This window comes from Caulobacter vibrioides, from assembly GCF_002858865.1.
GTDB lineage: Bacteria > Pseudomonadota > Alphaproteobacteria > Caulobacterales > Caulobacteraceae > Caulobacter > Caulobacter vibrioides.
In genome coordinates, this window is the sequence record NZ_PJRR01000004.1 from 36,670 (window position 1) to 48,903 (window position 12,234).

Consider the following 12,234-nt stretch of genomic DNA (forward strand, 5'->3'; position numbering starts at 1 on the left):
ATACGATCGTATAATAGGCAAGAGGGCAGCCCAAATCCTCCCCCTGGCGGGGGAGGTGGCCGAAGGCCGGAGGGGGAAGTCCTGCCGACCCTGCCTCTTCCCCCTCCGTCGTCTCTTCGAGCCGACACCTCCCCCGCTGGGGGGAGGATTTTCGTTAGACCGCCTCCGCCTTCTCGCGCGCCGTCAGCCAGTACATCACCGGCGTCGCCACGCGGCTCAGCAGGGTGCTGGTGATCAGGCCGCCGATGATGGCGATGGCCAGCGGCGAGTAGAGACCCGAGCGCTCCAGGGCCAGGGGCAGCAGGCCGCCGATGGCGGTGACGCTGGTCAGCAGCACCGGCAGGAAGCGGACCTCGCCGGCCTTTTCGATGGCGTCGTGCAGGTTCATGCCTTCGCGGCGCAGCTGCTCGGTGAAGTCGACCAGCAGGATCGAGTTCTTGATCTCGATACCGATCAAAGCGATCAGGCCGATCGTGGCGGTGAACGACAGCGAGTTGCCGGTCAGGGCCAGGGCCAGCACCGCGCCGAAGATCCCGAACGGGATGATGCCGGCGACCACCAGGGCGGTCTTGAACTTCTGGAACTCCAGGACCAGCACCGCCAGGATGCCGAAGATCGCCACCAGCACCGCCGCGCCCAGCCCCGCGAAGCTTTCCGACTGGGCCTCGGCCTGGCCGCCCAGCGACAGGCGATAGCCCGGCGGCATGGGAACCTCTTTCTCCAGGCGTTGAACGACGTCCTGGGTGACCTTGGCGGTCAGGTAGCCGGTCGCGACATAGCTGGTCACCGTCACCGTCCGTTCGCGGTCGAAGCGGTCGATGCGGGCGGGGCTGGAGCGCAGGGTCGGGGTGGCGATCGCGCCCAGCGGCGCGGCCTCGCCCTCGGCGGTGGGCACATAGACGCCGTTCAGGGCCGACAGCGGATTGCGCGCCGCGCCGTCCACCTGGGCCGTGGGCAGGCGCACCCGCACCGCATAGTCGTCACCGTCCGGATCGCGGAAGCGCGCGGCCTCTTCGCCCGACAGCGCCAGGCGGGTGACGCGGCGGGCCGCGCCGGCCGGCACGCCCAGGGCGGCGGCCTTGGCCTCGTCGACGCCGAGATCAAGGTCGGTGCGGTCCAGGCGCATCGGATTGCTGACATCGCGCGCGCCGGGCGTGTCCTTCAGCGCCGCCTCGGTCCGCGCGGCCAGGGCCTTGAGCACCTCAAGGTTCTGGCCGGTGATGCGGATGGCGATCGGCGCGTCGATCGGCGGACCGTTCTCGAAGGCCACGACGGTGATCCGCGCGCCGGGATACTTGGCGAAGTCGGCGCGCAGGGCGTCCAGCACCTTGTCGCTCTTGCCCGGCTTCCAGGCCTCGAAACTGGCATAGACCTCGGCGAAGCTGTTGGAGCTCTCGCGCTGGGTCTTGTTGTAGAAGATCTGCGGGTTGCCGCGGCCCAGATTGCTGGCGCGCCAGAGGATTTCGGGTTCCTTGGCCAGGCGCGCGTCGACGAAGCGCAGCGCCTGGTCGGTGCGGGCCAGCGAAGCGCCGTCGGGCGTTTCGATCCGGATCAGGAACTGTGGCGTCTCGGCGGGCGGGAACAGCGAGCTGCCGATCACCTTCACCAGCGGCACGGTGGTGGCGCACAGGGCCAGCATCAGGGCCAGGGCCAGCCAGGGGCGAGCCAGCGAGGCGTGCAGCACCGGGCGATAGAACCGCTGGATGCCGCCGTTCACCGCTCGCAAAAGGGCGTTGCCCTCAGGATCGGAATGCTTGTCGAGGATCCGGCTGGCCAGGAACGGGATGATGGTCAGAGACACCAGCAGCGAGGCGCCCACCGTGCACAGCACCGTCACCGGTAGCGACTTGATATAGGCGCCCGAACCGGCGGGCAGGGCCATCAGCGGCAGGAAGGCCAGCATCAGGGTCGCCGTGCAGCCCACGACCGCCAGACCGATCTGGCGCGCGCCGTTGACGGCCGCCTCGGTGCGTTCCTCGCCCTCGCGAATACGCCGGGCGATATTCTCGGTGATGACGATACTGTCGTCGACCAGCAGGCCCAGAGACAGCACGAAGCCGGCGATCGACAGCTGGTTCAGGGTGAAGCCGAACGCCTGCAGCATCGACAGGCCGATCAGCAAGCTGAGCGGGATCGACACCATCACCACCACGCCGGCGCGGGGGCCCAGCGGCAGCAGGGTGATCAGCACCAGGACGAGCGCGATGCCGAAGTCGCGGAACAGGTTCTTCAGGCGATGCTTGACGTTCTCGGCCTGGAAGAAGGCGCGCTCCAGCTTCACCCCGGCGGGCAGGGCGCGCTCGTACTCGTCGAGCACCTTGCGGACTTCCTGGGTGATCTTGGCGACGTCCTGGCCGTCCTTCTGCTTGACGGTGATGAAGACGGCGCGCTTGCCGTTGAACCGGGTGACGTGGGTGGGCTCCTGCTGGGCCCAGCCGATGGTCGCCACGTCGGAGACGCGCACCACCTTGCCGCCGATCGAGCGCACCGGCGTGTCGCCGATGGTCTTCAGGTCGCGGAAGGCCCCGCCGGACTTGACGTTGAAGCGCCGCTCTCCGGCTTGAACCGCGCCAATCGGCGCTTCCGCCCCGGCCGCGCGCAGGGCGTCGGTCACGGCGGTGGCGGGCAGTTTCAAGGCCGACAGGCGGGCCAGATCCAGCGTGACCTGCACGTCTGACGGCGGCGCGCCCCAGTATTGGGCTTCGCGCACGCCGGGCACGCGGTCCAGCCGTTCGCGCAGACGGTCGGCGACCTTTTCGAGGCGGCGCATCGGCAGGGTTTCGCTGGTCAGGGCCACCTGCACGACCGAGACCTCGGTGGTGCGGGCGCGCTGGATGTCGAGGCGGGCCAGACCCGCAGGCAGATTGCCCCGGATCGCGTTCACCTCGCGCACGACCTGGTCGTACTTGCGCTCGGGATCGACGTCCCAGGTGAAGTGGACCGAAACGACGGCCGCGCCGTCCAGGCTGACCGACTCGACCTTGTCGATATTGTCGAGGCCGTCGACCGCATCCTCGATCGGATCGACGACCAACTGCTCCATCTCCGAGGGCTCGGCGCCGGGCAGCACCGCGCGGACGATGACGATCGGGATCGGGAAGTGCGGATCTTCCGAGCGCGGAATGCTGGTGAAGGCGTTGAAGCCCAGCATCACCAGCAGGCCAAAGGCCACCAGCGTGAACTGCCAGCGGCGAACCGCGAAGGTCGAGAGGTCGAACTTCACGGTCTAGCGCCCCAGCCGTGTGGGATCGACCACGGCCACCGCCTCGCCGTCGGAGACGAAGCCGGCGCCGGCGGTGATGACCTGGGCGCCGTTCGGCAGACCCGAGACCAGGGCGTCGTCGCCGTCGAAGCCGCCAAAGCCCACGGCCGTGCGCCGCGCCTTGCCGCCGTCGACGCGGAAGACGAAAGCGCGCTGGCCATTGGCCTCCAGCACCGCTTCGGCGGGCACGCGGGCGTAGGTGGTGGCGACGCCGGGGGCTGCGCGGACATTGAGCGTGGCGTGGGCCACCTGACCGCTGCGCAAGGTTGAGGGCGGCGCGGAAAGCTCGATCTCGACCAGAACGGCGCCGGTGCGGGCGTCGGCGGCCTCGCCGACGCGGGTGACGCGGCCGTTCAGGGCGGTCTCGCCGATCTCATCGACCTTGACCGTGGCGGGGTCCCCGACGCGGATGCGGGCGGCGTCGCGGGCGGCCAGCGGCAGGCGCAAAACGAGCGGGCTGGTCAGGTCTGCGACCCGCGCGACGACCTGACCCGCGCCGACCACCTCGCCCGCCTGGGCGCGGCGTTCCAGCACGACGCCCGAGACCGGCGAGACCAGATTGGCCCAACGCCGGTCGAAATGGGCGGCGTCATAAGCGGCCTGGGCCGCCTTCAGCGCACTTGTCCGGTCGTCGATGCGCTGCCGGCTGACATAGCCCTTCTCGAACAGCACCTTGTCGCGCTCGAGGTCGCGACGCACGCGCTCGAGGTCGGCCTGGGTCTGTTGCTGGCGGGCGTCGACGCCGGCCGGGTCGATGGCGGCGATCAGCTGTCCGGCCCGGACGCTGTCGCCGGCCTCGATCTTCATCGTCGTCAGCACGCCGGGGATTCGGAACGACAGCGCCATCTCGCGGCGGCGCTCCAGCGCTCCCGCGCCGGTCACCGCGCCGGCGGCGTCAGGGGCGGCGACGCGAGCGGCCTCGACCGGCGTCGGCGGGGCCGGCGCATCGGTTTCGGTCTTGCCGCCGCAGGCGCTCAACGTCGCCGCCAGGAGGAGGGCCGCCAGGGGAGGGAGCGGGGTCCGCCACATAAGCTGTTCCAAATCAATCAGCGATAAGTTATCAGTGATTGATAACAGCGTATTGTCAAGCTGGCGTGACGACGCCTAGGACATCTTGAATGAAGTCACCCAAGACCCGTTCGCCCCGGAAGCCCAAGGGGCATGGGGGCGAGCGTCGCGAGGAGATTCTCGACGCGGCCCTGACCCTGTTCAGCCAGAAGGGCGTGCAGGCCGTCTCGACCCGGCAGATCGCCGAGATCGCCGGCATCTCGCAGCCGGCGCTCTACGCCTATTTCGCCACCAAGGACGATATCGCCGCCGAGCTCTGCGTGCGGGCCTTCGCCATTCTGGGTCAGCGCATGGAGGCGGTGCGCGTCGACTATGTGCCCACCGCCGAGCACTTCGAGCGCTGCCTTAGGGTCTATATCGACTTTGGGCTCGATCATCCCGACGCCTACCGGGTGGCCTTCATGCTGGAAAAGAGCGTCGACGGCTCGTTCCTGGAGAAGACCGGTGGCCGGCCCATGATCGCGGGTCAGGCGGTTTTCGCGGTGTTCGCCGAGATCGTGGCCCAGTTCCACGCCCGTGGCGAAATCGTCAGCGACGACGCCATCGCGGCGACCCAGTCGCTGTGGGCCGGCCTGCATGGCCTGGTGTCGCTGCTGATCGCGCGCCCGGAGTTTCCCTGGGTGGACCGCGAGCAACTGATCGCCACCCACGTGGCGATGCTGCGCAAAGGCGCGTTGAAGTAAGGCCTGTGCTTCTCTAGATGAGCGCCTCGTTCTCTCGGCCCACGCTCTCTCGGGAAGGATCCCCCATGGCCAAGCTCCTGCCGCTTCAATCGTTCAGCCTGCAGGAGACCGAGGACGGCTACCGTCTGCTGGTCTCGGCCATCGGCGGCGAGTCGCTCTACGTCTCGATCACGCCCGACCAGATGGACGACATCATCGACAGCCTCGAGAACGCCATGGGCGGCGAGGCGGACGGCGCCGAGGCCGAGGACGACGACGGCTTCTAGGGGGCGCTCAGCGTCGCGAGCGCCTTCAAACCCTGCGTCAACGCGGCGCGCTTGGCCGTCGCGCCCAAGGATATTCGCAGGCCTTCGCCCGTAACGCCGGGCGCCCGAAACGCGTTCGCCCCCACCAGCGCCAGGCCCCGCTCGCGCGCCGCCGGCGGCGCTTCCGCGCCCGCCAGCCAGACATGCAGACTTTCGGCGTCGCCGACCGCGCGCGGCAGCAGGGTCGCCGCCAGGGCCCGGCGCGCGACGGCCTCGGACCGCACGCCCGCCAGAACCTTGGCCGCCACGCCGTCGCGGATCCATTGGGTGACGATCCCCGCCATCAGCGGCGCCGGCATCTGGGCGATCGCATGCAGCGCCTGGGCGAAGCCCTCGGCGCGTCCGGGCGGGGCCACGACATAGGCCAGGCGCAGGCCCGGTGAGAGCGCCTTGGCGGTGGTGGCCACGTGGTAGACCCCTTCGGGCCAAAGCGCGGCCAGGGCGGGCGCGGGCGAGGCCGGCAACAGCCCATAGGCGTCGTCCTCGAGGATGGTCACGCCGGCCGCCCGCGCGATCTCGACCACGGCGGCGCGACGCGCTGGGCTCATCGTGGCGGCGGTCGGGTTCTGGAAGGTCGGAGTGCAGCAGATCAGGCGCGGGCCATGCTGCGCCACAAGCTGCGCCAGCGCCTCGGGCTGCAGGCCTTCGTCGTCGAGCGGGCAGGCCACCAAGGTCAGGCCTCGCCGCCGCGCGGTCGCCAGCAGGCCCGGATAGGTGAAGGCCTCGACGATGATCGTATCGCCGGGCGCGGCCAGGTAATCCAGCAGGGCCGACAGGGCGGTCTGGGCGCCGCCCGTCACCACCACGCGCCCCGGATCGACCGGGCCCAGGGTCGGCGCCAGCCACGCCGCGCCCGCGCTGCGCTGGGCCAGCGAGCCGGCTCCCGGGTGATAGGCCATCAGGGTGGCCGGTTCGGTGCGCGCCAGGATGGCGCGGGTGGCGTCCTGCAGAAGACCCGCCAGATTCAGGCCCTCCGGGGGCGGCGGCAGGTTCATCGAGAGGTCGATGAGGCCGGCCTCGTCTTCATTGATCCGTAGGCGGATAAATGTGCCGCGACCGGCGGTTCCTTCGATCAGGCCGCGCTCGCGGGCTAGGCCGTAGGCGCGGGTCACAGTGGTGAAATCAACGCCGATCAGCCGCGCGACCTCGCGCTGTGCTGGGATCTGGTCGCCGGCCTGCAATTCACCTTCGGCGACCGCCGCCTCCAGCGCCAGGGCGATCCGGCGATAGGCCGGGCCATCGAACGCCTCCACGCGCCGCAGCCACGCGGCGGCCGGATTCGGCGATCCCTTAGTTGCGGGCATGACGGCATATCCATACATTGAGCGCGTAATGTATGGATCAATCGTGCGATTGTAGGAAGGGCTTTTCATGGCCGACGCCAGCTATCCCAACGCTCCGACCCCGATCCGGGCCGGCCTGAAATGCTGCTGTCCCCGCTGTGGCGAGGGTAAGCTCTTCCAGGGTTTCCTGAAGCTGGCGCCGGCCTGCGACCAATGCGGCCTGGACTACGGCTTCGCCGATCCGGCCGATGGTCCCGCGTTCTTTGTGATGAGCGGTGTCGGCATCCTGGTCACCGCCGTCTTCGCGTGGGTCGAGGTCGTCTATCGCCCGCCGATGTGGGTGCATCTGGTCACGGTGTTCCCCGGCTTCCTGCTGGGCTGCCTCATGACCCTGCGCCCGGTGAAGAGCTGGCTGGTCGCCGCGCAGTACATCAACAAGGCCGAGGAAGGCCGCTTCGAGAGCCTGGGCCGCCACGACTTCGATTCGCGGCGGCTCTGAGGGCTGACCTACTTCAGCAGCAGCTGCCCGCGCCGGCTCAGCTCGTCCTTGATCTTACCGGCGGCCATGCCCAGCAGGCCGGGCAGGGAGAGGTCCAGGCGCGCATGGTCGTCCAGCACCTGCACCACGCCGGTGATCGTCTGGCCCATGGCCACGGCCGAGAAGTTCAGCACGTCGCCCGCCCAGCTCTGGGAAAAGCGCGAGGCGTCGCCGCCGGGGATCTGGCCGGCCAGTTGCGACAGGCCCTCTTCCAGGCGCCGTTTGGCCTCGGCCGCGCCCAGCTGGTGGGGAATGTTGATGCTGACGGTCTTGGCCATGGAATCCTCTTCAATCGACATCGTTGAAATGCGGGCACAGCGCGGCAAGTTCAATACGTCCGTTTCTGGCGTATGGCCCGGCCAAGGTCGCTTCCATCAGATGAGGGACGACGACATGACCGACTTCGCCATGACCCAGCCGTTCGCCGCGCCGCGCCGGTCCGCCCGTTTCGTGCGTCCGGGTCGTCCGGGCGGCCTTTGGGGCGCGGTCCATTACGCCGGCGTGGTGCTGGTCTGGCTCATGCTGTTCGTGGTCGACCGGCCCCTGGCCCTGAAGGTGATGGCCGAGCGCCGCGCCGACTCGCCGATCCCGCGTCACTGGGGCTGGTAGAGGCCGGCGAACGGCGCCATCCCTGCGGTCATGTCGATCGCCGCTTCCGCTCGCCCGGTCTCGCATCCGCTGAAGGCCCCGTTCCGCATCTCGCGCGGGGTCAAGACCGCCGCCGAGGTGGTCGAGGTGATCGCGCGGATCGATGGCCATGTCGGGCGCGGCGAGAGCGTGCCCTACGCCCGCTACGGCGAGACGGTGGAGAGCGTGCTGGCCCAGCTGGCGCCGGCGCTCGCGGCCGATGACGTGGAGGCCGCCTGCGCCGCCTTGCCGCCGGGCGCGGCCCGTAATGCGCTCGACCTGGCGCTTTGGGACCTGCGGGCGCGGCGCACCGGAGTCAGCGTCGCAGAGGCGACGGGCCTTCCTGTCCCCCGCGATCTCGTCACGGCCGTCACCATCAGTCTCGACACCCCTGAGGCCATGGGCGCCGCCGCGCGCGCTGTCGCCGATGCGCCGCTGATCAAGATCAAGCTGTCGGCCGAGGATCCCGCCGCGCGCCTGCGCCCCGTGGCCGCTGCGGCGCCGCAGTCCCGCTTCATCGTCGACCCGAACGAGGGCTGGACCTTCGACATTCTCGACGACTTGAAGCCTCTGCTGGCCGACCTGCCGATCGCCCTCGTCGAACAACCGCTCCCCGCCGGCGAGGACCAGGCGCTGGAGGGCTGGGATCCGCCGTTCACGGTCTGCGCCGATGAGAGCGTGCATGTCGGCGGCGACCTGGCCGCCCTGCGCGGGCGCTATTCGGCGGTGAACCTGAAGCTGGACAAGACCGGCGGCCTGACCGAGGCGGTGGCCATGCTCAAGGCGGCCCGCGCCCTGGGTTTCCAGGTGATGACGGGCTGCATGGTGGCGTCGTCCCTGGGCGTCGCGCCGGCGCTGCATCTGGGCGGCGCCAGCGATTTCGCCGATCTGGACGGGCCCTGGTGGCTGGCGCTCGATCACCCCGGCGGCCTGCGGGTGGAGCGTGGGCGGATCACGCCGCCGCAGCCGGGGTTTTGGGGGGATGGAGCGGACGGGGAAGGGCTATGGCTCTAAATCCTCCCCCTGTGGGGGAGGTGGTCGCATAGCGACCGGAGAGGGGAGGCGGCAGGCGCCTCAGAACTTCCCCCTCCGTCGCCTGCGGCGACACCTCCCCCGCTAGGGGGAGGATTCAATCCGCGTGTTCCCCGTATCGACTCCGCCGCCGCAACAACCACATCGCACCACCGGCTCCAGCCGAGCGCCGCAACGATGTGTCAGGATTTCCGGCGGACCCTCGTTTCCTGACAGCCACTTGTCGCCCCAGGTCATCAGGGCGGCGATCAGGGGGAAGAGATCGCGACCCTCGGTGGTCAGCCGGTATTCCCAGCGCTCAGGCTTTTCCTGGTAGCGGACCTTCTCGAGCATGTGGCGCGCCACCAGCCGTTCGAGGCGGTCGGTCAGGATGTTGCTGGCGACCTTCAGTTCGTCCTGGAAATCCTTGAACCGGCGCAGGCCATAGAAGGCGCCGGCGACCACGTGGGCGGTCCAGCGGTCGCCCAGCACCTCGATCCCACGCTCCAGCATAGGATGCAGCGCCTCGCCGCCGACGTCGTCATGGCTGGCGCGGCGCGAGTGCCGGGCGCGCGGAGCGGGCTCGAGACCGGCGCCCGGACCCGGCGACAGGGTGATGTCGCGGACTTTCACCGCCTCGCCGCACGCCGCGCAGCACAGGATCGGCTTCAGCGGCTGGCCGCAGGTCGTGTGGACGATCTGATGCGAGGGGCAGGTGGGATCGAAGCGCCAGCGCATCTCCCAGCCCAGCAGCATCAGCGCCGAGTCGTAGAGGTCGCGACCCATCGGCGTCAGGCGATATTCGGAGCGGGGCGGCCGGTCCTGATAGAGCCGACGCGCCAGGACGCCGCTGCTCTCCAGGCGCTTGAGGCGATCGGTCAGCAGAGAGCGGGCCACGCCGGTCATCTCGACGAAGCCGTCGAAGCGTTTGACGCCCATGAAGGCCGCGTAGAGCACGAGCAGGGTCCAGCGGTCGCCGATCAGGTTCAGCGCGCGGGCGGCTGAACTGCGGCGCACCAGCGCTGTCCGGGCAGGGTCTGGAGCCGTCGGCGGGACCATGGCGGGCTTGGTGGAGCGTTTCGGTCTGACAAGTCAATGTTCGACGACGGCGTGGACTCCGGACAAGTCGCTTGTATAATCGGACTAACTAAAACAAGTGGGGTGGAGCCATGGTCTACGTACTGGGCGGCTGGCAGAGCGATTTCGCCGCCAACTGGAGCCGCGAAGGCCGCGAGCTGGCCGACGCCTTCGCCGAAGCGGTGGGCGAGGGCCTGGCCGCCGTGGACCTTGATCCCAAGGACGTCGAGACTGGCCATGTCGGCAACTTCGCCGCCGAGCTGTTCGCCGGCCAGGGGCACCTGGGCGGCATGTTCGGTCTGGTGCATCCGGCGTTCGACGGCCTGCCGACCGCGCGCCACGAGGCGGCCTGCGCCTCGGGCAGCGTCGCCATCCTCGCCGCGGCCGCCGAGATCGAGGCCGGGCGCTATGATCTGGCCTGCGTGGTCGGCGTCGAGCAGATGCGCAACGTCCCTGGCCAGAAGGCGGCCGAGAACCTGGGCAGCGCCGCCTGGGTCGGACACGAGTTCCAGGACGCCCGCTTCCTGTGGCCGCGCGCCTTCTCCGACCTCGCCGACGAGTACGATCGCCGCTATGGGCTGAAGTACGAGCACCTGATGGGCATCGCCGAGGTCAACTTCGCCAACGGCAAGCGCAATCCCAACGCCCAGACCCGCGGTTGGAACTTCGGGCCCGACGCCTTCACCGCCGATGAGGTCGCCAATCCGGTCGTCGAGGGCCGCACCCGCAAGCAGGACTGCGGTCAGGTCACCGACGGTTCGGCCGTCATCTTCCTGGCCTCGGAAAAGCGCGCCCGGGCCTATGCCGACAAGCGCGGGATCGCGCTTGAGAGCCTTCCCCGCATCAAGGGCTGGGGTCATCGCTCGGCGCCGCTCAGCTATGCGCGGAAGATCGAAGCCAGCCGCGACCAGGACTACATCTTCCCGCAGGTGCGCCGCGCCATTCTCGACGCCCGCGCCCGGGCCGGGATCGCGCCCGATGTTTCGGGCCTCGACGCGGTCGAGACCCACGACTGCTTCACCGCCACCGAATACATGGCCATCGACCACCTGGGCCTGACCGCCCCCGGCGAGAGCTGGAAAGCGGTCGAGAACGGCGACATCGCCATCGGCGGCAAGCTGCCGATCAACCCTTCGGGCGGCCTGATCGGCACGGGCCATCCGGTCGGCGCCACCGGCGTGCGTATGGTGCTGGACGCCTGGAAACAGACCACCGGCCAGGCCGGCGACTATCAAGTCGAGGGGGCCAAGACGGTCCAGACCCTGAACATCGGGGGATCGACCACGACGACGGTGAGTTTTGTCGTGGGGACGTAGGGATCAAAGTCCTCCCCCTGGCGGGGGAGGTAGCGCGAAGCGCCGGAGGGGGAGGTCTTGCTGATCTTGTCTCTTCCGCCTCCGTCGCCGCTACGCGTCGACACGTCCCCCACGAGGGGGAGGATCCAGTACCGACCTTCGCCCGTATCAACCGCATCTTCCGCCCAGAGCCCTCCATGTCCCTCCTGACCATCCTCGCCGTCAACGCCGCCGTGTCGGCGGTCGCGTTCCTCGCCCTTTGGGCCGTCAGTCTGCGGACGAAGGACGTCAGCTTCATCGACGCCTGGTGGGGCCCCAGCATGGCCTTGCTGGCCTGGAGCACCCTGCTGCAGGGCGCCCACACGCCGCATGGCCTGCTGCTGACGGGGCTCTGCACCCTGTGGGCCGCGCGGCTTGGGCTGTATCTGTTGTGGCGCTGGCGCAAGCACGGCGCGGACCGCCGCTATGTCGCGATCTTCGCCCACTATGAGAAGACCAAGCGCTGGAACTTCGCCACGACGTCTCTGATCATCGTGTTCGGCCTGCAGGCGGTGCTGAGCTACTTCGTCGCCCTGCCGGTGCAGCTGGGCCAGGGGCCGGGCGTGCTGGGCGGTCTGGCCTATGCCGGCGCGGCCCTGACGATCGTCGGCATCCTGTTCGAGACGATCGGCGACGCTCAACTGACCGCCTTCAAGGCCAATCCCGACAACGCCGGCAAGGTCATGGACAAGGGCCTGTGGCGCTATACCCGCCACCCGAACTATTTCGGCGACGCCTGCGTCTGGTGGGGTCTCTATCTGATCGCCGCCGAGACGGGCCTGGGCGCCTGGGCCCTGCCGGGTCCGCTGCTGATGACCTTCCTGCTGACCAAGTGGAGCGGCGTGCCGACCACGGAAGGCAAGATGCGCAAGAGCAAGCCGGGCTATGAGGAGTATGTCGCGCGGACCAGCGGCTTCGTGCCGTGGTTTCCGAAGAAGGTTTAAACAAAAATGCCGTGTCATCCCGGCCGAAGCGTAGCGTAGAGCCGGGACCCAGGGGCGGCGCGCACAGAGCTCTGTCACCCCCTGGGTCCCGGATAGCCTCTG

At 69.2% G+C, this 12,234-nt stretch carries 12 protein-coding genes; 7 read left to right on the forward strand and 5 right to left on the reverse strand.

Annotated features, from left to right (window positions below):
* Positions 1-154 precede the first annotated feature (154 nt).
* Both CVUC_RS00580 and CVUC_RS00585 read right to left on the reverse strand, forming a co-directional pair.
* Entirely contained in the window at positions 155-3,223 is a 3,069-nt protein-coding gene (locus CVUC_RS00580) for an efflux RND transporter permease subunit (RefSeq protein ID WP_096034253.1), read from the reverse strand.
* A 3-nt stretch (positions 3,224-3,226) separates the two neighbouring features.
* The gene (locus CVUC_RS00585) at positions 3,227-4,303 is read right to left on the reverse strand and encodes an efflux RND transporter periplasmic adaptor subunit (RefSeq protein ID WP_164468218.1); all 1,077 of its coding nucleotides are present in this window, start codon (positions 4,301-4,303) and stop codon (positions 3,227-3,229) included.
* A 77-nt stretch (positions 4,304-4,380) separates the two neighbouring features.
* Between CVUC_RS00585 and CVUC_RS00590 the strand changes: the two genes are divergently transcribed.
* Together CVUC_RS00590 and CVUC_RS00595 are read left to right on the forward strand one after the other, a co-directional pair.
* Positions 4,381-5,013 (forward strand): TetR/AcrR family transcriptional regulator, encoded by a 633-nt coding sequence (locus CVUC_RS00590; protein ID WP_010920954.1) that lies wholly within the window; start codon positions 4,381-4,383, stop codon positions 5,011-5,013.
* Between the two features lie 65 nt (positions 5,014-5,078).
* Entirely contained in the window at positions 5,079-5,279 is a 201-nt protein-coding gene (locus CVUC_RS00595) for a hypothetical protein (protein ID WP_024265907.1), read from the forward strand.
* On the opposite strand, the gene CVUC_RS00600 is transcribed toward CVUC_RS00595, so the two are convergent.
* Entirely contained in the window at positions 5,276-6,691 is a 1,416-nt protein-coding gene (locus CVUC_RS00600; RefSeq protein ID WP_164468217.1) for a PLP-dependent aminotransferase family protein, read from the reverse strand. The genes CVUC_RS00595 and CVUC_RS00600 overlap by 4 nt on opposite strands.
* On the opposite strand from CVUC_RS00600, the gene CVUC_RS00605 reads away from it, so the two are divergent.
* Complete coding sequence (locus CVUC_RS00605; RefSeq protein ID WP_010920951.1) at positions 6,690-7,100, forward strand: DUF983 domain-containing protein; 411 nt, start codon at positions 6,690-6,692, stop codon at positions 7,098-7,100. The genes CVUC_RS00600 and CVUC_RS00605 overlap by 2 nt on opposite strands.
* A gap of 8 nt (positions 7,101-7,108) precedes the next feature.
* On the opposite strand, the gene CVUC_RS00610 is transcribed toward CVUC_RS00605, so the two are convergent.
* Positions 7,109-7,417 (reverse strand): polyhydroxyalkanoic acid system family protein, encoded by a 309-nt coding sequence (locus tag CVUC_RS00610; protein WP_096034250.1) that lies wholly within the window; start codon positions 7,415-7,417, stop codon positions 7,109-7,111.
* Between the two features lie 115 nt (positions 7,418-7,532).
* Between CVUC_RS00610 and didA the strand changes: the two genes are divergently transcribed.
* Positions 7,533-7,748 carry a DNA damage-induced SOS-independent cell division inhibitor A gene (didA, locus tag CVUC_RS00615; RefSeq protein WP_096034819.1) on the forward strand — a complete coding sequence of 72 codons (216 nt, stop codon included), beginning with the start codon at positions 7,533-7,535 and terminating at the stop codon, positions 7,746-7,748.
* Between the two features lie 30 nt (positions 7,749-7,778).
* Positions 7,779-8,780, forward strand: coding sequence for a dipeptide epimerase (locus tag CVUC_RS00620; protein WP_096034249.1), 1,002 nt, complete (start codon positions 7,779-7,781; stop codon positions 8,778-8,780).
* A 102-nt stretch (positions 8,781-8,882) separates the two neighbouring features.
* On the opposite strand, the gene CVUC_RS00625 is transcribed toward CVUC_RS00620, so the two are convergent.
* Positions 8,883-9,836: a winged helix-turn-helix transcriptional regulator gene (locus tag CVUC_RS00625; RefSeq protein WP_096034248.1), complete on the reverse strand. Its 954-nt coding sequence runs from the start codon at positions 9,834-9,836 to the stop codon at positions 8,883-8,885.
* Between the two features lie 110 nt (positions 9,837-9,946).
* Here CVUC_RS00625 and CVUC_RS00630 point away from each other — a divergent pair, with 110 nt between their 5' ends.
* Both CVUC_RS00630 and CVUC_RS00635 read left to right on the forward strand, forming a co-directional pair.
* Positions 9,947-11,170 (forward strand): acetyl-CoA acetyltransferase, encoded by a 1,224-nt coding sequence (locus CVUC_RS00630; RefSeq protein ID WP_096034247.1) that lies wholly within the window; start codon positions 9,947-9,949, stop codon positions 11,168-11,170.
* Between the two features lie 176 nt (positions 11,171-11,346).
* The gene (locus CVUC_RS00635) at positions 11,347-12,132 is read left to right on the forward strand and encodes a DUF1295 domain-containing protein (RefSeq protein ID WP_233279793.1); all 786 of its coding nucleotides are present in this window, start codon (positions 11,347-11,349) and stop codon (positions 12,130-12,132) included.
* Positions 12,133-12,234 lie beyond the last annotated feature (102 nt).